This window comes from Novosphingobium mangrovisedimenti (assembly GCF_025153475.1).
GTDB classification, from domain to species: Bacteria; Pseudomonadota; Alphaproteobacteria; order Sphingomonadales; family Sphingomonadaceae; genus Novosphingobium; species Novosphingobium mangrovi_A.
This window is the reverse complement of sequence record NZ_JANZXA010000002.1, coordinates 67,023-87,486: the sequence shown is the minus strand read 5'-3', so window position 1 is coordinate 87,486 and position 20,464 is coordinate 67,023. Positions and strand designations below refer to the sequence as shown.

Annotated in this window: 25 protein-coding genes and 1 tRNA gene; 8 read left to right on the top strand and 18 right to left on the bottom strand. The window is 65.9% G+C overall.

Annotated elements, in window-relative coordinates:
• Positions 1–42: 42 nt before the first annotated feature.
• From NZK81_RS03980 to NZK81_RS03940, 9 genes are all read right to left on the bottom strand, one after another.
• Positions 43–1,113 carry a FecR family protein gene (locus NZK81_RS03980; RefSeq protein ID WP_260044112.1) on the bottom strand — a complete coding sequence of 357 codons (1,071 nt, stop codon included), beginning with the start codon at positions 1,111–1,113 and terminating at the stop codon, positions 43–45.
• Entirely contained in the window at positions 1,097–1,678 is a 582-nt protein-coding gene (locus NZK81_RS03975; RefSeq protein WP_260044110.1) for an RNA polymerase sigma factor, read from the bottom strand. The genes NZK81_RS03980 and NZK81_RS03975 overlap by 17 nt, the downstream gene beginning before the upstream one ends.
• 135 nt (positions 1,679–1,813) lie before the next feature.
• Positions 1,814–3,214 (bottom strand): efflux transporter outer membrane subunit, encoded by a 1,401-nt coding sequence (locus NZK81_RS03970; RefSeq protein WP_260044109.1) that lies wholly within the window; start codon positions 3,212–3,214, stop codon positions 1,814–1,816.
• Positions 3,214–4,089, bottom strand: a complete 876-nt coding sequence (locus tag NZK81_RS03965) for an efflux RND transporter periplasmic adaptor subunit (RefSeq protein WP_260044107.1) — start codon at positions 4,087–4,089, stop codon at positions 3,214–3,216. Before NZK81_RS03965 ends, NZK81_RS03970 begins: the two co-directional genes overlap by 1 nt.
• Positions 4,086–4,301, bottom strand: coding sequence for a DUF1656 domain-containing protein (locus NZK81_RS03960; protein WP_260044105.1), 216 nt, complete (start codon positions 4,299–4,301; stop codon positions 4,086–4,088). The genes NZK81_RS03965 and NZK81_RS03960 overlap by 4 nt, the downstream gene beginning before the upstream one ends.
• Positions 4,298–6,358 (bottom strand): FUSC family protein, encoded by a 2,061-nt coding sequence (locus NZK81_RS03955; protein WP_260044103.1) that lies wholly within the window; start codon positions 6,356–6,358, stop codon positions 4,298–4,300. The genes NZK81_RS03960 and NZK81_RS03955 overlap by 4 nt, the downstream gene beginning before the upstream one ends.
• Before the next feature lie 2 nt (positions 6,359–6,360).
• The gene (locus NZK81_RS03950) at positions 6,361–6,804 is read right to left on the bottom strand and encodes a MarR family transcriptional regulator (RefSeq protein WP_260044102.1); all 444 of its coding nucleotides are present in this window, start codon (positions 6,802–6,804) and stop codon (positions 6,361–6,363) included.
• A 103-nt stretch (positions 6,805–6,907) separates the two neighbouring features.
• Entirely contained in the window at positions 6,908–7,138 is a 231-nt protein-coding gene (locus NZK81_RS03945) for a hypothetical protein (RefSeq protein WP_260044100.1), read from the bottom strand.
• Between the two features lie 134 nt (positions 7,139–7,272).
• Positions 7,273–7,363, bottom strand: a tRNA-Ser gene (locus tag NZK81_RS03940).
• Positions 7,364–7,631: 268 nt separating this feature from the next.
• On the opposite strand from NZK81_RS03940, the gene NZK81_RS03935 reads away from it, so the two are divergent.
• The 5 genes from NZK81_RS03935 (at position 7,632) to NZK81_RS03915 (ending at position 11,419) form a co-directional block, all read left to right on the top strand.
• Entirely contained in the window at positions 7,632–8,456 is an 825-nt protein-coding gene (locus NZK81_RS03935; protein ID WP_260044098.1) for a DUF1134 domain-containing protein, read from the top strand.
• Between the two features lie 88 nt (positions 8,457–8,544).
• Complete coding sequence (locus NZK81_RS03930) at positions 8,545–9,723, top strand: amino acid aminotransferase (RefSeq protein ID WP_260044096.1); 1,179 nt, start codon at positions 8,545–8,547, stop codon at positions 9,721–9,723.
• 2 nt (positions 9,724–9,725) lie between these two features.
• On the top strand, positions 9,726–10,298 hold the full coding sequence (locus NZK81_RS03925; RefSeq protein WP_260044694.1) for a GNAT family N-acetyltransferase: 573 nt from the start codon (positions 9,726–9,728) through the stop codon (positions 10,296–10,298).
• Positions 10,299–10,317: 19 nt separating this feature from the next.
• The gene (locus tag NZK81_RS03920; protein WP_260044094.1) at positions 10,318–10,941 is read left to right on the top strand and encodes a DJ-1/PfpI family protein; all 624 of its coding nucleotides are present in this window, start codon (positions 10,318–10,320) and stop codon (positions 10,939–10,941) included.
• A gap of 145 nt (positions 10,942–11,086) precedes the next feature.
• Positions 11,087–11,419 (top strand): GIY-YIG nuclease family protein, encoded by a 333-nt coding sequence (locus NZK81_RS03915; RefSeq protein ID WP_260044092.1) that lies wholly within the window; start codon positions 11,087–11,089, stop codon positions 11,417–11,419.
• A 121-nt stretch (positions 11,420–11,540) separates the two neighbouring features.
• Here NZK81_RS03915 and NZK81_RS03910 read toward each other — a convergent pair whose 3' ends face one another.
• From NZK81_RS03910 to NZK81_RS03885, 6 genes are read right to left on the bottom strand one after another with little or no spacing between them, the layout of a single operon-like run.
• Positions 11,541–12,158 carry a riboflavin synthase gene (locus NZK81_RS03910; protein ID WP_260044090.1) on the bottom strand — a complete coding sequence of 206 codons (618 nt, stop codon included), beginning with the start codon at positions 12,156–12,158 and terminating at the stop codon, positions 11,541–11,543.
• A complete protein-coding gene (gene ribD / locus NZK81_RS03905; protein ID WP_260044088.1) occupies positions 12,143–13,117 on the bottom strand; it encodes a bifunctional diaminohydroxyphosphoribosylaminopyrimidine deaminase/5-amino-6-(5-phosphoribosylamino)uracil reductase RibD in 975 nt (324 codons plus the stop codon). Before ribD ends, NZK81_RS03910 begins: the two co-directional genes overlap by 16 nt.
• A complete protein-coding gene (locus NZK81_RS03900; protein WP_260044087.1) occupies positions 13,114–13,569 on the bottom strand; it encodes a hypothetical protein in 456 nt (151 codons plus the stop codon). The genes ribD and NZK81_RS03900 overlap by 4 nt, the downstream gene beginning before the upstream one ends.
• A 33-nt stretch (positions 13,570–13,602) precedes the next feature.
• Positions 13,603–14,328 carry a M48 family metallopeptidase gene (locus NZK81_RS03895; RefSeq protein WP_260044085.1) on the bottom strand — a complete coding sequence of 242 codons (726 nt, stop codon included), beginning with the start codon at positions 14,326–14,328 and terminating at the stop codon, positions 13,603–13,605.
• Between the two features lie 5 nt (positions 14,329–14,333).
• Entirely contained in the window at positions 14,334–14,825 is a 492-nt protein-coding gene (locus tag NZK81_RS03890; protein ID WP_260044083.1) for a YcgN family cysteine cluster protein, read from the bottom strand.
• Entirely contained in the window at positions 14,813–15,475 is a 663-nt protein-coding gene (locus NZK81_RS03885; protein ID WP_260044081.1) for an SCO family protein, read from the bottom strand. The genes NZK81_RS03890 and NZK81_RS03885 overlap by 13 nt, the downstream gene beginning before the upstream one ends.
• A gap of 87 nt (positions 15,476–15,562) precedes the next feature.
• Between NZK81_RS03885 and NZK81_RS03880 the strand changes: the two genes are divergently transcribed.
• Positions 15,563–16,213, top strand: coding sequence for an ankyrin repeat domain-containing protein (locus NZK81_RS03880; protein ID WP_419181653.1), 651 nt, complete (start codon positions 15,563–15,565; stop codon positions 16,211–16,213).
• Positions 16,214–16,224: 11 nt separating this feature from the next.
• Positions 16,225–16,878 (top strand): COQ9 family protein, encoded by a 654-nt coding sequence (locus NZK81_RS03875; protein ID WP_260044079.1) that lies wholly within the window; start codon positions 16,225–16,227, stop codon positions 16,876–16,878.
• Between the two features lie 53 nt (positions 16,879–16,931).
• On the opposite strand, the gene ssb is transcribed toward NZK81_RS03875, so the two are convergent.
• Positions 16,932–17,492 carry a single-stranded DNA-binding protein gene (ssb, locus tag NZK81_RS03870; protein WP_311202066.1) on the bottom strand — a complete coding sequence of 187 codons (561 nt, stop codon included), beginning with the start codon at positions 17,490–17,492 and terminating at the stop codon, positions 16,932–16,934.
• Between the two features lie 104 nt (positions 17,493–17,596).
• On the opposite strand from ssb, the gene NZK81_RS03865 reads away from it, so the two are divergent.
• Complete coding sequence (locus tag NZK81_RS03865; protein WP_260044077.1) at positions 17,597–17,941, top strand: hypothetical protein; 345 nt, start codon at positions 17,597–17,599, stop codon at positions 17,939–17,941.
• A 26-nt stretch (positions 17,942–17,967) separates the two neighbouring features.
• On the opposite strand, the gene feoB is transcribed toward NZK81_RS03865, so the two are convergent.
• Both feoB and NZK81_RS03855 read right to left on the bottom strand, forming a co-directional pair.
• Positions 17,968–19,812 (bottom strand): ferrous iron transporter B, encoded by a 1,845-nt coding sequence (feoB, locus tag NZK81_RS03860; RefSeq protein WP_260044075.1) that lies wholly within the window; start codon positions 19,810–19,812, stop codon positions 17,968–17,970.
• On the bottom strand, positions 19,809–20,063 hold the full coding sequence (locus tag NZK81_RS03855; RefSeq protein ID WP_260044073.1) for a FeoA family protein: 255 nt from the start codon (positions 20,061–20,063) through the stop codon (positions 19,809–19,811). The genes feoB and NZK81_RS03855 overlap by 4 nt, the downstream gene beginning before the upstream one ends.
• Positions 20,064–20,464: the final 401 nt, after the last annotated feature.

Genomic DNA, 20,464 nt, shown 5'->3' with positions numbered 1-20,464 from the left:
TCTTAAGACGGCTGGGGAATGGAGCGCCGCCAAGTCGCGCGATTATTTTTTTCGAGTCAGCACATAATTTCCATTCACGGGCCGTGCATCGATGTCGAGCGTGGCTTCCAGTGCCTCGAGGAAGGCTGAGGGATCGGTGGAGGTGAAGCGGCCGCCCACGCGGATGCCGCTCAGGCTGGAATCGACAATGACGATCTTGCCCGGCAGGTACCGGTTGTATTCCTCCAGCGCGACGGAGAGCGGCTCGTCCTGAAACAGGATCTCGCCATCCTGCCAGGCCAGCGTCGCCGCGACCTGCTGTTTCGATACCGTGCGCACGCTCGGCTCGCCCGTGGCCAGCAGGAGTGTGTGATAGGCATCGGCCACGATCGGCGCATGGGCGGAACCGAGCGCTTGCGCCTTGCTGCTGGCCTTGCCGCGCAGGACCATCACGTCGAGCGCCCCGGCCTTGAGCCGCGCATTGAAACGGCCGGCCGAAAGCGCCGTGCTGGCCCCTTCGCTTTCCAGCGACAGCATGCCCGGGCCGGGCGAAACGTCCAGCGCCACTTCGCCGCGTTCGAGCCGGACCACGCGCTGTGTGTCGTTGAACTTCCATGCCACCGCGGTGTCCGTGTTCAGCGCCAGGACGCTGCCGTCGGGAAGCATGAGCTTGCGCGTCTCGCCCACGCCCGTCTCGGCATGGTCCCAGGCATAGGCGCGCGAAGTCAGCAGGCCGCCGCCGATCCCGAACACCGCTGCGGTCGTAAGCGCCGTGCGCATCAGGGCACGGCGCGATGCGGAAGGCCCGACGTGCTGTTCGGCCTGCGGGGCCTCGTTTCCGTCCAGTTGCTCCCAGCGCGCATAGGCGCGCGCAAAGGCCAGTGCGTGCGCCGGGCTCTGGTCGCGCCAGCGCTCGAACGCGGCCTGATCGGCGGTTCCCAGATCAAGCTGCGCCAGCCATTGCGCCGCTTCGGTAGCGAGGCGCTCCTGCTCGGATGGGCGGAAATTCGGTATGTTCGTGCTCCCTGGGCCGGCAATGCTTGTGCGGGCCCCTAAAGGGCACGACGTTTGGCGCGCGGACTGCCGCCAAGTGCCATGGAAATATTTTGCGGCTATCTCAGCCGTTGGCCGCATCGTCGCGCGTATCGGTCTCGGCAGGGGAAGCCGCCGAACCGTTCCGCGCACCATCGGGCTCCAGCGCCCTGATCAGCAGAACCACCGCGCGTGCGAGCCGCTTTTCCATCGTCGAGAGGCTGATGCCGAGCTCGCGGGCGATTTCCTTCGGGGGCTGCTGGTCGAAGCGGCGGCGGACCAGAACGGTCCGGCACCGTTCGGGCATGGCCTGAAGCGCCTTGCCGATCCGATCGATCATGTCCTTGCCCGAGGCGATCCGGAACTGGTCAGGCGCATCGTCCTCAAAATCGAAGTCGTCGATTTCGGACATGCGCTGGAACTCGACGATCTTGGCGCGGCGCAGGCGCTCGATCGACATGTTGCGCAGCATCCGCATCACATATTGCCGCGGCTGCGCGATCTGCGCCCAGCCGTCCATCGCGATCAGCTTGACGAAAGCGGCCTGCACCAGATCATTCGCCGCATCCGGATCGCGCTCCAGCCGGCGCGCCGCTTCCAGAAAGGCGGCTTCATGAGGGAGAACCTCATCGATGAACCAGCGATCGATCGGGCGTAGCGCAGACATCGGACTCGATGAACCAGGAAGGACGCGTAGCCCGCTAGTTGCCCAATGTTGCAGCGCGGTGACTGAAACGGCTGCCTGGTCCGAAGAAGTTGGTCTGCCTTGCCGGGAGGACGCAGCGATCGCCCGAAACCCGGCTTACCGCTGCCAGCCGCCGCCCAGTGCCAGAAAGATGTCGATCTGGTCGTCCACCATCATGGTCCTGGCGTCCGCCAGCGCAACCTCGGCATCGGCAAGGCTGCGCTCTGCATCCAGCACCTGCAGGAAGTCCGAGCGCCCGAAGCGGAACAACTCGTCGGCCTGACCGGCAGCGCCTGCCGCGCTGTCGCGGGCCTTTTGCAGCGCCGCGATGCTCTCGCGGCTTTGCGCATAGGTGTTCAGCGCCGTTTCGGTTTCGCGCAAGGCGCCAAGGACCGTCGAATCGAAATTGGCGAGGTCCGCGTCGGCCTGGGCCCCCGCGGCGGCAATCCGGGCCTTCACGACGGGGCGATTGGGAAAGGACCAGCTCAGCAGCGTGCCCAGGCTGAAGCCGAAGCTGTTGCCCGAACCGAACGACTTGAAGGGGCCACCGATCCCCGTCGATCCGCCGATGCTGACTTGCGGGTAGAGGTCTGCCATGGCGACGCCGACCCGCGCCGTATCGGCCGCCATTTGCCGTTCGGCCGCGCGGACATCCGGCCTGCGCCGGATCAGCGCTGCGCCGTCTCCGGTCGGCAGGGGGCTGGTCAGGGCGGGGAGGGCGCTGCAGTCGGCAAGGTCCGTAGGATAATCGGCCGGGACCTTGCCCAGGAGTGTCGCGATCAGGAACAGGTGCGCCTGCCGCTGGGCGACGATCGCGGGCAGCAGTGCCTCGCTCCGGTCGACCGCTGCCTGGGCGCGCGTGACGTCGAAGACAGTGCCCCTGCCGCCGCGCTGCAGGCGCTGGGTGGCCTCCAGCGTCGAGCGCTGCAGGGCAACGACGCGACGGTTTGTCGCAAGGCTGAAATTGGCCGCGCAGACGCCGGCATAGGCGCGCGTCACGGCAGCGGCGACAGCAACGCGCGTATAGTCGCGGGCGGCGCGCGAAACATCTTCGTCGGCGCGCGATGCCTCGATGGCCCGGGCGATTCTGCCCGACAGGTCTAGCGGAAGTCCCGCCGATATGCCCGCATCATAGCCGAGGATGCCCGGCAGGCTGTATCCGGTCGAGGATGGACGCGAGAGGTCGATCCCGCCGCCTACCGCCGTCGATACGGTGCGTCCTGCCTCCACCTGACGTGCGATGGCGGCGGCGCGACGCAGATTGGCGTCGGCGGCGCGAAGGTCGGTATTGGCTGCCAGGGCCTGCTCGACCAGTTCGTTCAGGCGCGGGTCGTTGTAGAGCTGCCACCACTCGTCGGGCAGGGGGGCGGCCGAAAACGCGGTGCCCTGTACCGACACGAAAGGCCGTCCCGGTGCATCGGACGCGGCCACTGCGTCTTTCGGCATGTGATAGTCGGGGCCGGCGACGCATCCGGCCAGCAGCACGGCGGGCAACAGGGAGAGGAACGCGGAGCGCATCACTTGTCGCCCTGCGGCTCTACGGTCACCGTGGCGGTTCGCCCGGCGATAAGACGTACCGATGCGGGAGGATTGTCGAGCCGGATGCGCACGGGGATGCGCTGCGCCAGCCGGACCCAGCTGAACGTCGGGTCCACATTGGGCAGCAGGTTTCCGGAATTGGAGCGCGTCGTGTCGTTGATGCCGGCGGCGATGCTCTCGACATGGCCCTTCAGCGTCCCGTCCTCGCCCATCAGATGCACCGACGCAGGCGCGCCGATCCGGATCTGCGGCAGCTTGGTTTCCTCGAAATAGCCCTCGACCCGCAGGCTGTCCGTGTCCAGCAGGGCCATGGCCTGCTGCCCTGCCCCGACATAGTCGCCGGGATGGAGATCGAGATTGGTGACCACGCCGTTGACCGAAGCATGCACGTTGGTGCGCCTGACGTTGAGTGCCGCGGCCTCGCGCGCCGCCAGCGCCTGAGAGAGAGCGGCCTGTGCCGTTTCCACCTTCGCCACGTTCTGCTCGTGCGTTTCCTTGGCGACGAGATCGCCAAGGGCGATGTCGCGCTGCGCCTCGCGGCGTGCCTGCGCGAGCGTCGCCTTCGCACTGGCAATGGCGGCGTTCGCCTGATCCAGCGCCAGTGCGTAGCGCGGCCGATCGATGACGAAGAGCAGGTCGCCCGCCTTGACCGGCTGGTTGTCGTGCACGTCCACTTCGGTGATGAGGCCGCCGATGTCCGGAGTGACGCGCACGACGTCCGCACGCACGCGCCCGTCGCGTGTCCACGGGCTGTGCTCGTAATGGTTCCACATCCAGATTGCGGTCAGAACGGCGAAGACCACGATCAGGACCGTGGCGAGGTTGCGTGCGAGGGAGGGCAGAAGGTTTTTCATGGCTGGAATCCGGTATGGGTCGCCACAAGCGACAGGCCGCCGAGGATCAGGATGAAGATCGCAAGGTCGACCAGCGCCTTGTAGCTGACGAAACGGTAGAACCCCGAAAGGTTGAGCAGGCGGATCGTGGCCATGCTGATCAACAGTGCCACAATCGCGAGGAGCAGGAGTGTCGGCACGAACAGGCCGCTGATGGAGACCTCACCGGTCATGCTGGGGCTCCTCCTGTGGGTGTCTGGTATGCGGGGGCATCGGGGAAGATGTTCCGGCGCAGGCTGACGAGGGCGAGCACGCCCGCGCGCCGAACCTGTTCGGAGGAATGGTCTGCAAGCCTGGCCACGGCATGATCGATGCGGGCCAGCATCTCCGGGGGGCTGGCAGGGGGCCGATCCGGTTCCATTGCACGGTAATAGTCGCCGATGTCCTTCAGCACGGGCGTGATGGCGGCGCCGTCTTCCTTCGGGAGGTCGAGACGCATCTGGCGCAGCTCGCCGATGACAATCCCGGTACGAACATCGCGCAGCGCGTCGTAGAGCGGTTGCCCCGGATCGTCGCCGCGCATGGCGAGGCGCGGCGCCAGCAGGCCGATCCGGTCGAGCATGCGGCTTATCCATGCCGTGACATTGGGCGGCGTGTTGAGACTGCTGCGAGTGGCGATGTCGGCCCAGCCCGCCTTCAGGGTCCGGCGGATCGCGCCGTCGAGCCCGGCGGACTGCAGCAGGCGAACCATGACGAGCGCGAAGAGAATGCCGACCAACTGGGCAAAGGCCTCATTGGCAAAGGTCGCGAAATCGCCGTTGTATTGCACGGCGAGCAGGCTGGGGCTGCCAAGTCCCAGCATGGCCGCCAGCGCCACGGGGGCATGGCGCGGCGACGACATCGCCGCGCCGCCGATCAGGAGACCCGGGGCCAGCGCTGCCGCGAGCATCGGGAATCCGTCCAGGCGCGGAAGGATGACGAAGGCGTAAACGCCGCCGATCACAATGGCGATCAGGGTCCCGGTCAGGAAGAAGCGGATCGGAGCCACCGGGTCATCGGCGCTGGCGAACAGGGCAAGGAAAACGCCGGCCAGCATGACCGCCATCCATCCGTCCTGCCAGCCGCTGCCGATCCACAGTGCGCAGCCGACGATGACCGTCAGCGCGGCGCTGAAGGCTGCTCGTGCCGCGCCGGCCACATCGCGATGGAGCGTGCGCTGGCTGCGTCCTTCCAGCAGTTCCGCGACGCGCGGCGAGACGGGACGGCTGGTCGGGCTCACCATCTGGTCGCGCAAGTCCCGGCAATCGCGATGGGCCGCGATCAGCGACGAGAGACGCGCGAGCAGATTGAGAAGCAGTGCGGCATCCCAGCCCATGCCGCTTTCCACATGGGGCTCGAGCGCGGCTGCGCGCTGGCGCAAGGCTTCGGCCTGCCTGTGCCGCTCGTCCCGGTCCTCGCCGGGATGGGCGAGCCATGCCCGACAATCGGCGATCAGGCGGTCCACGTTCTGCGGCAGCGGCCTGCCGCGTTCCGCGAGCGCCTTTATCCGGTCGTCGACGCCGGCCGCCAGAGGCAGGATCTGCGATAGCTGATCCTGCAGGGCTCGCACGGTTCGGATGCGCGGTGCTGCCCTCACGGTGTCGAAAGGCAGGTGAATGGACAGCTGATGCATTTCGGTGATGTCGAGTGCCAGGCGGCGGCGCTCCGCATCGAGGTTCGGGACGTCCTCGGTCGAGATCGAATCGTGCGACCAGCGCTCCGCGTCGCGCAAGGTGGTGTCCACCCGACGCAGCAGCATGTCGGTCACCGATCCGGGAAGCACCACGCCGTGCACGAGGCTGCCGCACAGAATGCCGACGGTGATCTCCTGCACGCGCAGGATCGCCACGTTGAAGATCTCCCCGGGCGTTTCGACGCTGGGAAAGGCGATGAGGCAGGCACTGTAGCCGGCCAGCACGAATATGTATGCGCGCGGTGTCCGCTCAAGCAGGGAAATGAACACGCACAGTGCCAGCCACAGCGCGATGGCGAGCGAGAGCAGCTCGGGTGCGTTGGAAAGCGGCGGAACCATGATGACGGTGGCGGCCGCGCCGGCGATCGTACCGATGATGCGGAAAAACGCCTTGGACAGCACAGCACCGGCCAGCGGCTGGGCGATGATGAACGATGTCAGGATGGCCCAGTAGGGGCGCGGGAGTCCGATCCGAAGCGCCACGTAGAACGCCAGCATCGCCGACAGATAGATCTTCAGCGAAAAGAGCGCTGCCGGTAGTCCAAAACGGGAAGTCACGGTCAGTCTCGCCGTTCCGTCAATGCCGCCTCGATGCTTTCGTAAACACGCAAGGTGGCTGCAAGATCCTCGTTGCTCACGCTCGCCAGCAGCTCATGGCGCAGTTCCTTGAGGCAATCCTCGACGTCGCGAACGATGCTAGCCCCGTTCACCGTCAGGCGCGTTAGCTTGGCCCTCGCGTCCTGGGGGTGGGGGAAGCGCTCGATCAGCTTGGCCTGCTCCAGACCGTTCAGGGTTCGCACCAGCGTCGGTTCGCGCACTCCCAGCGCTCGGGCGAGATCCGACTGGCAGGCGCCTTCTCCCAGTCGTTGCATGTAGACAAGGCACCAACCGCTCGAGCTGGAGACATTGAGCCGGGACAGAACCTGATCCCCCAGAAGGCGCCAGCGCCGGGACAGGTTGGCGAATTGGGTGGCGAACAATCGTTCCATTGTGCTGCGATTCATGAATTTTCATTAGTATGCTAATTAAAAGAGTCAATTGCGGGTAAGCGGCGCGCGCGACGGCAGGGGATTGTCTGTTAGCGCGATAGCTCGACGCTGCGACCCTCTATCGTGCTTGAGTTGCTGTCGCCGGGGCGGTATTTTTCCACAGAAACAAGGCTGTAAAGGCCATACTTAGGATCGCATCTGCCATGAAAATGGCGACGTCCGGGCTCTGTATGGGGGCCTTCGGCGACACGAAATAGCTGAACACCTGGGTAAACAGCAATGTCCCGATCAGCGCGGACAGGGCAACGATGGTCGCGCGGCGGCGGGAAAGATCAGCATAGCGTTTCATCCACGCCGGACGATTCTTTTGAATGGGAGACGTTTCCCGAAATGCAGGGTCGACCTATGGCCGCCTCTGGTCCGCCAGTGCGTTCTGGCCGTGTTCCGGAAGGTCTTGAGAAGCTGCTTCGAGTTTTGGCTTAGTGGCGGAGACGGAGGGATTCGAACCCTCGGTACCCTGATAGAGTACGGTTCCTTAGCAGGGAACTGGTTTCAGCCACTCACCCACGTCTCCGGTGCCGGCTCAGGCGGGCCCCTATAGCCATGGGTTTCGGGGGCGGCAAGGGGGCGATGTCGCCTTTGTGCGGATTTGCCGAAAACCGGCCTCCCGGAGCGTTTTCGGATTCGGTCCGCCGCAAAACGGACTCGCCCCATCGCCCATTCATTGCGGGGAAAGGTGCCGTGGATTCTTTTAGGGTGCCATCAATCATGGCACGCGCGAACGCGCCGCGTCGGGCCGCCAGTTACGAATTCGACCAGCTACGCGAGGAAAGGGTCATACCATGCCAGTCAGCACTCACGAACGGGGCAAGGGGCGCCGTCGCCTCCACCGGCCGATCGTTGCCCTGGCCGCTGCGCTGCTCGCCGTGATCGCGCCGGTCGCGCCCGCGCTGGCTCAAGTTACGACCGTTGATCCGGACGCCGCGATCGATGCGGACCTGAATCAGGGCACCACGTTCTCGCAGCAGCCCACAGGCGAACTGCCATCGAGCGAGCCGACTGCCCCGGCTGCCGCCGACAGCACGCCGGCGCAGAGCGGGGGTGGAGTCGCGGACTGGAATGCCAACGCGGTTTCCGCTCCCGCGCCTGCCGCCACAGCCGGGGCTCAGACAGCCGATTCGACGTCCACCTATCGCGAGGACGACCTGATCGGCGCGGCCGAGGGAGTCTTCGGCAAGGGTGCCAAGGGCCTTGCGGACCTGATCAAGGACCTGCTGGCCAAGCAGGGCGAGCCCAATGCCTATATCGTCGGCCGCGAAGCCGGCGGTGCCTTCGCGGTGGGGCTGCGTTACGGTTCGGGCACGTTGCACCACAAGGTCGAAGGCGAGCAGCCTGTTTACTGGACGGGCCCCTCGATCGGCTTCGATGCCGGTGCCAACGCGGGCAACGCCTTCGTTCTGGTCTACAATCTCTACGATAGCGAGGACCTCTACCACCGCTTCGGCGCGGGTGAGGGGCAGGCCTATCTCGTGGGCGGCTTCACGGTCAGCTACCTGCGCCGCGGCGACGTGGTGCTGATTCCCGTGCGGGCCGGCGCGGGGCTGCGGCTGGGTGCCAACATCGGCTACATGAAGTTCTCGCACAAGCAGAAGTGGCTGCCGTTCTGAGGGCAGGGCGGCCCTCCCGAAGCTATCTTCACGGATTGTGTTGTCCCCTGTTGCACGGCGTGGCGAGCGGGAGTAAGCCCCCGCCGCCATGCTTACCGACCTGCAACAACAGCCCGCCGACGCGCTTCTCGCGCTGATCAAGCTCCATAACGACGACCCGCGCGCCGACAAGATCGACCTCGGCGTGGGCGTCTATCGTACCGGTCAGGGGGAAACCCCGGTTTTCGGCGCGATCAAGGCGGCTGAGAAGAAACTCGTCGAGACGCAGGATTCGAAGGCCTACCTTGGCCCCGAGGGCGACATGGGTTTCGTTACCGCGCTCATGCCCTACATCTTCGGCAAGGCGAATCCGACGATGGACGGCCGGATCGAGGGCATGCAGACCCCCGGCGGCACCGGCTCGCTGCGCCTCGCGCTCGCGATGGTGAAGCGTGCGGGCTGCAAGCGCCTGATCGTCGGCAAGCCGAGCTGGCCGAATCACAACCAGATCTGCGCCGACCTCGGTCTTGAAGTTTCCGAGTTCGCCCATGCCAAGGCGGACGGCACCACCGACATGGACGCACTGCGCGCCGCGCTGGCCGATGCCGGCGAGGGCGATGCCGTCCTGCTGCACGGCTGCTGCCACAACCCGACCGGCATCGACTATTCGAACGCCGAGTGGGACGAGATCGCCGGTCTGCTGGCCGAGCGCAAGGTGCTGCCGGTGATCGACCTGGCCTATCAGGGGCTGGGCCGTGGCATGGAAGAGGACGCCTACGGCGTGCGCCGTGTGCTGGCCGCCGTGCCCGAGGCGCTGGTGTGCTATTCGTGCGACAAGAACTTCGGCCTCTACCGCGACCGCGTCGGCGCGCTCTATGCGATGGTCGCCGATCCGGCGGACCTCGCCAAGGTCATGTCGAACGGTCATTCGCTGGCCCGCGCCAACTGGTCGCAGCCGCCGGATCACGGCGGTGCGGCGGTGCGCCTCATCCTTGAGGACGAGGCTCTGACCATGCAATGGCTCGACGAGCTGGACCAGATGCGCGAGCGCATGCGCCAGATGCGCGCGAAGCTTGCCGCTGCCGGCAAGACCGGCGGCGTCGATCTTTCGCCAATCGGCGGACAGAACGGCCTGTTCTCGATCATCCCGTTCACGCCCGAGCAGGTGCAGGCGATGCGCGCCGAACACGGCATCTATTTTGCCGGGTCGGGCCGTATCAACGTCGCCGGGCTGACGTCGGGCAACATCGACAAGTTCATCGCCGCCGTTGCGGACGTGACCGGCTGATGATGGATCGTCAGCCGGTTCTGGAAGGGGACCGGCTGTCGCTCCGGCCCCTGCGTCCCGATGACTGGCGCGCGCTCTATGTCGTCGCCTCGGATCCGCAGATCTGGGCGGGCCATCCCTCGTACGACCGCTGGCAGGAGCCGGTGTTCCGCAAGTTCTTCGCCGATGCCATGACGCGCGGCGGAGCGCTGGCGATCATCGACAAGCATGCCCAGAGCTCTGCCGCAGGGGCTGGCGGCGAGATCATCGGGTCGAGCCAGTTCGACGAGCCCGAACTGACAGGGCCGGGTGAAATCGAGATTGGCTGGTCGTTCCTCGCCCGCAAGTATTGGGGACGGGGATACAACGCCGAGTTCAAGCGCCTGATGCTCGCCCACGCGCTGGCGCATTATGAACGCGCGATCTTTCAGGTCGGCGAGGATAACGCGATCTCGCGCAAGGCCATGGAGAACATCGGCGGCGTGCTGACCGACCGTACCCGCATGCTGGAGCGTGGCGGCGGCGTGATGGTGCGCCATGTGATCTACGAGGTCACGCGCGAGGGGCTCGCAAACGGGCCGCTGGGGCGCGGCTGAACGAGCTACGAGGTATCCCATGCAGATCGCGGTTCTCACATTCGACGGGTTTAACGAGCTGGACTCGTTCATCGCATCGGCCATTCTCAATCGCATGAAGCCGCATGGCTGGGCGGCGCATATCACCTCGCCTGCCGAGGAGGTCACGTCGATGAACGGCGTTACCGTGCGCCGGCAGAAGCCGCTGGAATTCGCGGCCGAGGCGGATGCCGTGCTCGTCGGCAGCGGGATCAGGACGCGGGACATCGCGGCCGATGCCGATCTGCTCGCCCGGATAAGGCTCGATCCTTCGCGTCAGCTGATCGGGGCGCAATGCTCCGGCACCTTGCTGCTGGCGAAGCTGGGGCTGATCGGTGCGCTGCCGGCCTGTACCGACCTGACGACCAAGCCCTGGGTCATCGAGGCGGGCGTCGACGTCATCGATGCGCCGTTCGTTGCGCATGGCAATGTGGCGACGGCGGGCGGGTGCCTGGCCTCGCAATATCTGGCAGCGTGGATGATCGCGCGCGGCGCCTCGCTGGAGGATGCCCGCGACGCGATCCATTACGTCGCACCCGTGGGGGAAAAGGCCCGTTACATCGAACAGGCCATGGCCGCGATTGCGGGTGCAGAGGCAGTTGCGGAGCCGTTGGGGCAGGGCTGAAATCAACATCCTTCGACAAGCTCAGGATGAGCGGTGTTTCTTGAGGCGAAGATTGAAACGTGAACCAGCCTCTTGCCGAGTTTTAACCCGCTCCCGCTCAGCCTGAGCTTGTCGAAGGCCACCCACCAACGTCAGACTCTGGGGCATGGCGTTCTTCACCTACATCCTGCGATGCCGGGACGGCAGTTACTACGTCGGCCACACTGATGATCTTGAACGCCGGATCGCCGAGCATCAGACCGGAACCATGGGAGGCTACACAGCCAGACGGCGTCCCGTTACGTTTCTATGGTCCGAAAGCTTTCAGACCCGCGACGAAGCCTTCGCTGCCGAACGCAAACTCAAGGGATGGAGTAGGGCCAAGAAGGAAGCGATGATGGCGGGAGACTGGGGGCTGGTTGCCGAGCTTGCGCGATGCAGGAGCGGCGATCAGGCGGGAACCACGGGTAGTGCGCGGCCTTCGACAGGCTCAGGCTGAGCGGGCTTGGGGATGGCGAAAAGGCATGGGCCCCGGATTGCGGAAGCAATATCTGCTCCACCTCCCGTTCGTCCTGAGCTTGTCGAAGGACGCTTGCACAGAGCTCTCGGTCCGCTGGGCATCACCCCCGCAGCGATTGCATCCGCTGCAAGTAGCGCGCCAGCACGTCGATCTCCAGGTTCACGCCGTCTCCCGCCTGCATCGCGCCGATGGTGGTGACCTCGGCGGTGTGGGGGATGATGTTGAGCGTGAAGTGGCAGGTGCCGTCCGGCTCGTCCGAGACTTCGTTCACGGTCAGCGAGACGCCGTCGACAGTGATCGAGCCCTTGGGGGCCAGATAGGGCGCCAGTTCCTTGGGCGCGGCGATCACGAACTTCTTCGAATCGCCCTCGGGCGTCACGCTCACCACCGTGCCGACGCCGTCGACGTGGCCGGTGACGATGTGGCCGCCCAGTTCATCGCCCAGCTTGAGTGCGGGTTCGAGGTTGAGCTTGCCGCCTTGTTCCCAGCGTCCGGGTACGGTGCGGGCCACCGATTCGCCCGAGATATCGACCGCGAACCACGCATCGCCGGGCGCGCCGCCCTTGTCGACCACGGTCAGGCATACGCCCGAGCAGGCGATCGAGGCCCCCATTGCGATCTCTGCGGGATCGAAGGGGCAGGCGATGACGGCGCGAAGGTCCCCGGTCTTGCGGGTTTCGCGGATGGTGCCGATAGCGGTGACTATTCCGGTGAACATGGTGTCCGCGTGTAGACTTCCAGCGTGTCGCTGCCAAGCTGCCGCCGCTCTCCCATGCGCCATTTTCCGTGCGCCTGTGACAGCGCGGCAAGGCCGAAGTCGCCCAGCGCGGGGCGGCCGCCGACGAGGATCGGCGCGCGGTAGATCAGCAGGCGGTCGACAAGACCGGCGGCCAGAAACGCCGTGGCAGCCTTAGCGCCGCCTTCCACGAAAAGGTACTGCACGCCCTCCATCGTTGCGATGGCATCGGGCGAGGGCAGGGCGCGCCAGCCTTCGGGCGCTTCGCCGCGCGTGAGTACCCAGCGCTCGGGGCTGCGTTCGGCAAGGCCGGGCAGGCGCACGTCGAGGCGCGGGTTGTCGGCGCGCAGCGTGCCGCCGCCGACGAGGATGGCATCGGCTTTCGCGCGCATGGCGTGGGTGTGGGCGCGGGCTTCGGGTCCGGTGATCCACTGGCTCTCGCCGCTGGCCATGGCAATGCAGCCGTCGAGCGACATCGCCAGTTTGAGCGTGACTTCCGGACGGCCGAGATGTTTGGACGCCAGATAGCCCGACAGACTCGCCTCGCAGGCGAGGGAGGGCAGGTACTCGGCTGCGATTCCGGCTTCGCGCACGCGGGCAAGGCCGCTGCCGGCAGTGCGGGGGTCCGGGTCCATGCAGCCGATGACGACGCGGGCGACACCCGACGCGCTCACCAGATCGGCGCAGGCAGGGCCGCGCCGCGACTGGTGCGCGCAGGGTTCGAGCGTGACGTAGAGCGTGGCGCCGTGCGCGGCCTTGCCAGCTATTTCCAGCGCCACGGCCTCGGCATGGGGACGGCCGCCAGCGTGGGTCCAGCCGTGCGCGATGACCTTTCCGTCCTTGACGAGGATCGCGCCGACACCGGGATTGGGGCGGCTCAGCGGCCTCGCACGTGCGGCGAGGGCGGCCGCCGCCGCCAGCCAGCGCGCGTCGTCGCTCACTGCTGCTGCTGGCTCTGCTGCTGGCGGAAGCGTTCGGCGCGGGCCTTTTCCTCGGCGGCCTGCTCGGCCTTGGCCTCGCGCTCGATCTTGTCGACGTCCATGCCCGATGCGCGCCCGATGGCCTTGTAGATGTTGCGCACTTCCTCGTCGCGCTTGGCCTGCTCGGCCAGCCAGACCTCCTTGCGCTTCTGGTTGGCGATGTTCTCGGCCATGATTTCCTCGTCGGTGCGGTGCGCGGGCAGCGTGGAAATATAGACGACCTTGGGCGGCGGGTGCGGGCCCTTCGCCTCTTGATTCCACATCACGTAGAACACGCCGAAAGTGCAGGCGGCGGAAATGGCGGCGATGCGCCAGCGGTTATGCCCGGCCTGTTTCCAGACTTCGATGAAGTCCGCGACCATTCCCGTGGGATTGACGTCTTTCCAGTATCCGGAGCGCTTGAACAGGGACATGGGCCGCTATGTAGGCCGTTCGCCGCCGGAAGGCTACCCGAATGGCTGATAGAGCGTGCGCCCGTGCGCTTTCAGCCAGCGGTTGGCATCGTGGACCGAGCCTTCGAACAGCTCTTTCAGGCACAGATGGAACGCGGGCGAATGGTCGAAGTGGACAAGGTGCGCGACTTCATGCGCCACCACCGAGCGGCGGACCGTGTCCGGCGCCATGATCAGCCGCCAGTTGATGCGGACCGTTCCGTCGGAGGCGCACGAGCCCCAGCGCCGCCGCGCGCTGGTAAGTGCGAGCCGGGGCGTGGGCTGCGCGGCGCGGGTGCAGTATTCGGCAAGGTCTCCGCCCAGCGCCTCGCGGGCTTCGGCCTGCAGCCAGCGCTGGAGGCGGGAGGCGAGCGAGCTTTCCGGGCCGCCGACGTGAAGGGCGCTTTCGACCTTTGCCGGGCGGCGCGGGGCCTTGGGATCGTGCGCCAGCGTCAGCGCCTCGCCGCGAAAGTGCAGCGTTGAACCGTGGGCGAGCGGCACTGCGGCAGGCAGGGCCTCGATCTGGCGCGCCAGCCAGTCGCGACGCGATTCGGCGAAGGCCAGCGCTTCGGCGGTGCGCGTCCAGCGCGGGATCGAGATGCGCACTTCGCTGCCGTCGGGCGCAAGCCGCATGGTCATGCGCCGCGCCCGTTCGAGCCGGCGGATCGTCACGGGCAGGGCACGCCCGGCAACCTCTACGGTTGGCTCCGCTCGGGGATCGCGGCGCAGCCAGTCGAGCATGGCGGTCAGCTTACGTCCCAGGGGTTGGTGCCGTCGTCCTCCAGCTCATCCTCCTCGTCATCGCCATAGGGCCAGACGATGTGCTGTTCGAGCGGGCCGGCAATGGTCTCGCTGATCACCTTGCCCGCCACCGACATGCCCGCCTCGTGAACCGCATTGCGGTCTCCGCACACGAGGTAGTGCCATTCCGGCAGCGGATCGCCCTCGGCCCGCAGGCGATAGGCGCAACTCGGCGGGAGCCAGGACAGCGAACCGGCAATCTGCGGGGTCAGCCGCAGGCAATCGGGCACGAAGCTGCGGCGGTTGGCGTAGTCGCTGCAGCGCGCGGTCTTGAGGTCGAGCAGCTTGCAGGCGACGTTGGTGTGATAGATCTCGCCGGTGTCGGCATCTTCCACCTTGTGCAGGCAGCACTGGCCGCAGCCGTCGCACAGCGCCTCCCACTCCTCGCGGCTCAGCGAATCGAGCGGGCGCTCCCAGAAAGGTCTCATTTCACCCATTTCGCCAGTTCCGCTGCCACGGCCGGTGCCGGCGGGCCATGGTCCACCGGCAGCAGCATGGCGATGGGCTTGCCGTCCGGGTCCATGAGATAGGCGACGCGGCTGTGGTCCATCAGGTAGCCACCGGGCGTGTCGTCGCCGCGCTTGTAGTAGGCAGCGAAGGCATCGGCTGCCTGCTTTACCTGTTCGGGCGTTCCGGTCAGGCCCAGCAGGCGCGGACCGAAGGCGGCCGTCCATTCGCCGACGACCTTGGGCGTATCGCGCTCGGGATCGATGGAAATGAAGATGGGCTGCACTTTTGCCGCCAGATCCGGGCGTTCCCCGGCGAACTGGTTGAAGCCGCGCATCATTGCCTGGACATCGAGCGGACAGGCATCGGGGCAGAAGGTGTAGCCGAAGTAGACGATTCGCCATTTGCCCTTGAACTGGTCCCAGGTCACCGTCTTGCCGTTCTTGTCCTCCAGCGTGAAAGGTCCGCCGATCGAGGCGCCTTCGAGTGGCGGCCGTTCGGCCTGCTGGCCCTGCTGCTGGCAGGCGGCAAGAGACATGCCGAGCCCCAGTCCGAGCGCGAGGGGCAGCGTCAGGCGGGCAAGGCCCCTGGCGAGGGGGGCGAGCCGATTGTCTAGGTAGGTCATGGCGTGGCGGTTCATGCTCTGCTAAACGCTCCCGTGCAAGGCGGAGCTGGCGGGGTCGCCCCGGAATTGAGAAGAGTTCGGAGGAATTTCAAGGTGTCCAAGATGACTGCCGGTATGAAGCGGATCGCAAGCGGGAACGCCATCTCGCGTACGATCCTCAAGGTGGCCGCTCCCGTGCTTGCGGCGGGCCTGCTGCTTTCGAGCCCCGCCCATGCGGATTTCTCCGATGGCTACAAGTTCCTCGAAGCGGTCAAGAAGAAAGAGGGCGAGAAGGTCGAGCAGGCCATCATGGATTCCGCGAGCATCGTCAATGCACGCGACATCTCGTCGGGCGAGACGGCATTGCACATCGTTACCAAGCGGCGCGACCTGACCTGGCTCAACTATCTCGTCTCGCATGGGGCCAATGTGAACCAGGCGGACGACCGTGGGCGCACACCCCTGCAACTGGCGGTCAACCTCGGCTGGCGCGAGGGCGCCGAATTCCTGGTCGAACACCACGCGCGGACGGACGATTCGAACGACGCGGGCGAGACGCCGCTGATTTTCGCCGTACACCGGCATGACCTGCGTCTGATGAAGACCCTGCTGGAGGCCGGTGCCGATCCGGACCGTGCCGACAATTCGGGCCGCAGCGCACGCGACTATGCCAAGCTCGAAGGCGAAGACAGCAACCTGCTTACGACTATCGAGACCTACGCACGCAAGGATGCCTCCAAGTCGTCCATGCCGGTTTACGGTCCGGTGCCTTGAGAGTGCAGACGATGGAAGATCCCGCTACCCTCGACGCCCTGCGCGTGCAGCTTGCGCCCGCCATTGCCGATGCCGCAGCCTTCGACGGCTGGAGCAGGGAAGCCGTTGCCCATGCCGCAGCTGCGGCGGGCGTCGACGGCGATCTGGCGGCCTTCGCCTTTCGGGACGGGCCGATGGCAATGATCGCGGCCTGGATCGGCCATGTTGATGCGCAGATGGCGAGCGCGGTGCCGGCCGAGTCGCTTTCGGGCCTGTCGGTCCGGGAACGCATCCGCCGGCTGGTCATGGCGCGGCTCGATGCCGTCGCCGGGCGCGAGGAGGCTCTGACGCGCGCGCTTTCGATCATGGCTCTGCCGCGCAACCTTGCCGCTTCCACGCGGCTGGGCTGGCGCAGTGCCGATGCCATGTGGCGGCTCGCCGGGGATACCGCGACCGACTACAACCACTACACCAAGCGGACGATTCTGGCGGGCATCTATGCGGCGACGCTGCATGTCTTCGCCCGCGACAAGAGCGAGGGGAAGGCCGAGACGCGTGCTTTCCTCAACCGCCGGATCGAGGGCATCATCCGCTTCGAAAAGGCCAAGACTCAAATGCTGCGTGCGCCGGATGAGCATTTCAGCGTAACCCGCCTGCTGGGCAGGCTCCGTTACCCGGCACGGTAAAGATCAAGGGGGGGAGGGCATCCCCCCTTTTTTTGATGTGCGCGTGGGCGCGATCAGAACGGAATATCGTCGTCCAGATCGTCGCCGAAGCCGCCGCCCATCGAGCTGCCGGAGGAACCGCCGCTGCTGCTGGTCCGGCCCCAGTCATCGCCGCTCGAGGAACCGCCCGAGCGGCCCCAGTTGTTGTCGCCGCCACCCGAGCGACCGCCTTCGTTCCAGCCGCCACTGCCACCGCCGCCGCCGCGCGAACCGCCGCCGCCCGGTGCGCTATCGAGCATGGTGAGCACGCCGCCCATACCGCCGACAGAAATTTCGGTGGTGTAGCGGTCGTTGCCGTTCTGGTCCTGCCATTTGCGGGTGCGCAGCTGGCCTTCGATGTAGACCTTCGAGCCCTTGCGCAGGAAACGTTCGGCAACGCCGACGAGCCCGTCGGACTGGAGCACCACGCTGTGCCACTCGGTGCGCTCCTTGCGCTCGCCGGTCTGGCGGTCCTTCCAGCTTTCCGACGTGGCAATGCGCAAGTTGGCAATGCGCCCGCCGTTCTGGAACGACTTGACCTCGGGATCGGCCCCGAGGTTGCCGACGAGAATGACCTTGTTGACGCTGCCTGCCATGATGGAATCGCTTTCCTTTGAACTTCGGCGGATGGGGTAGCGAACGAGGAGGCTTCCTGCCAACCGTTGATGGGGCTGTTTTCCCCGTTTGGCAGGAATGTACCGTGCAAAAGCTGATCTTGGCGGGCGACGGTGTTCAGGAAGACATTGTAGTGTGCTGGATGGCGGAAAAGTCGGGGTCAGTTGCCCTTCGACATCGACCGACGCCTCGAGAACCACGACACCGCCAGCCAAATTCCGGCGAGAGCACCAGCAGTGAACGAGCCATAATAAAAGGCTCTCCATTCAACGCCCAATCCGACGAAAGCTGCGGCGAAGTGCGCACCAGTGGAGGCATAGAGGATACGTTCAGCAAACTTCATGGAAGCATCATGACCATGCTGCCCAATTTCTGCAATGTCGGCGTGTCCGGAACAGCGGCTTTTGAAGCGAGAATCAGGAACAGCTGACGCCGCAACCTGCCGTGCGAACGCCTCTAAAGCCCCGCCGCCACCGCGATCCAGTACGTCAGGCCCGCCGCCAGATACGCCAGCCCGAACAGGTAGGCGAGCATGAAGGCTGGCCATTTCCAGCCATTGGTCTCGCGCCGGGTCACGGCGATGGTCGACATGCACTGCGGCGCGAAGACGAACCACGCAAGGAAGGCCAGTGCCATCGGCAGGGTCCAGCGGCTCTTGAGCTGGTCGCCGAGCTGCGCAGCCTGCTGGTCCTCGTCGTCTCCCGCATCGACCGCGTAGGTCGTTGCGAGCGAGCTGACGGCAACCTCGCGCGCGGCCATGGCCGGGATCAGCGCGAGCGCCATGTCGCGGTTGAAACCGATCGGCTCGACGACGACGGCAAGGCCATTGGCGACCTTGCCCGCGATCGAGGCATCGACCTGACTCTCGCCGGGGCGGGCCTGCGGGAAGTTGAGCAGGAGCCAGAGCACCACGGTCACCGTGAAGATGATCGTGCCCGCGCGCCGCAGGAAGATCCAGGCGCGCTGCCACAGGCCCAGCAGCAGGTCGCCGATGCGCGGCAGCTGGTACTTGGGAAGCTCCATGATGAAGCCGGATGCCGCGCCCTTGGTGACCGACCGGCGCAGCACCAGCGCGACGAGCATCGCCCCCATGACGCCGGCCACGTAGAGCGCGAAAAGGACCAGGCCCTGCAGCCCCACGCCGCCGCCCACATTGCGGTTCGGGATGAAGGCGGCGATGATCACGGCGTAGACGGGAAGGCGCGCCGAACAGGTCATCATCGGCGCGATCAGGATCGTCGTCAGCCGGTCCTTGGGGTCGGTGATCGAGCGCGTCGCCATGATGCCCGGAATCGCGCAGGCAAAGCTGGAGAGCAGCGGAATGAAGCTGCGCCCCGACAGGCCGACACGCGCCATCAGCCGGTCCATCAGGAAGGCGGCGCGCGCCATGTAGCCCGATGCCTCCATAGCGAGGATGAACGCGAAGAGGATGACGATCTGCGGCAGGAACACCACAACCGAACCGACGCCCGAGATCACGCCATCGGTGATGAGATCGCGCAGCAATCCGGCCGGCAAGACGGCCTTCACGACGTCGTGAAGCCAGCCAACCGCTGCATCGAGCGCGTCGGCAAAGGGAGTGGCCCAGGCGAAAACGGCCTGGAACACCACGAACAGCAGCGCCAGCAGAATGACCGGCCCGGCCCAGGGGTTGAGCAGCACGCGGTCGAGCCGTGCGTGCAGGCGGTGACGCTTCGATTCGGAGAGGATCGTCGCGTCGGCCATGGCATGGGCGGCAACCCGGCGTTCGGTCTGCGACAGCGCGGTAATGCCGGGGCCGGGGTGGCGCATTTCGGCCGACGCGATCGCCTCGCCCAGTTCGGCAAGGCCGCGTCGGCGCACCGCGACGGTGGGAATGACGCGCACGCCCAGTTCTTCCTCCAGCACGGCCGGATCGAGCACCAGCCCGTCGCGTTCGGCAAGGTCGACCATGTTGAGCGCCACGACGGTGGGCTTGCCCAGCGCCAGGATCTCCTGAGCGAAGACGAGGTGCTGCTCGAGGTTCGAGGCGTCGAGTACCACCACGAGCACGTCGGGTGCGGCCTCGCCGGGAAAGGCACCTTGGATGACCTTGGACGTCACTTCCTCGTCGGGACTGGTCGGATCGAGGCCGTAGGCGCCGGGCAGGTCGGTCATCTCGACGGGCTCGCCGGTAGGGAGCACGACCCGGCCCGACTTGCGCTCGACCGTGACTCCCGGATAGTTCGCGATCTTCTGGCGTGCGCCGGTCAGCGCGTTGAACAGCGCGCTCTTGCCCGCATTGGGATTGCCGACGAGAGCGACCTTGCGCGGACGGCTCACGCGTTCACCTCTTCCAGTATTTCGACCTGCATCGCCGCTGCATGAGCCCGGCGTACCGCGACAGTCATGCGGCCAACGGTGATCGCGATAGGGTCTGCACCGCCCAGTATCCCGCGATGGGCAACCGCAACGCGCGCGCCTTCCTCCAGCCCCAGCGCGCGCAAACGGCGGGCTTCTTCCTGGACCAGTGCCGACCATTCGACCGCGACGATGCGCGCGGTCCGGCCGATGGGAAGCGAGTCAAGAGTCATGAAGGCTGCGCTGCCAGATTACGTCGTCAATTGCAACTGGTTCGCAATAACTCTGGCTATCTGTCTTTGTTCTGAATCAAATCGGCACGCTCGGCGCGAAAAAATGACGCCGGCTCCGTTTGTGACAGCTCACGTGTACGAGTCGCGTCAAATGTTCCTGCGAAGGAACGCATGAAGACGCGCCGGAGGCAGTTTTTGCCTCACTTGCGCGACTGTGATCGTGGGGAATGGTGTCAGAAGAACACTCGAAAGTGTCATCTAGTGAATTGAATTTGCTATATAATTATTTGTGATTCTTGAGTGATACCCACGCCGATACCCTGGCAAATTTTTGGGCCCAAGTTCGAGTCCCTTTAGGCCGCAGAAATGCATTTCCGACGGGTGATTCGACTTATAGTGGT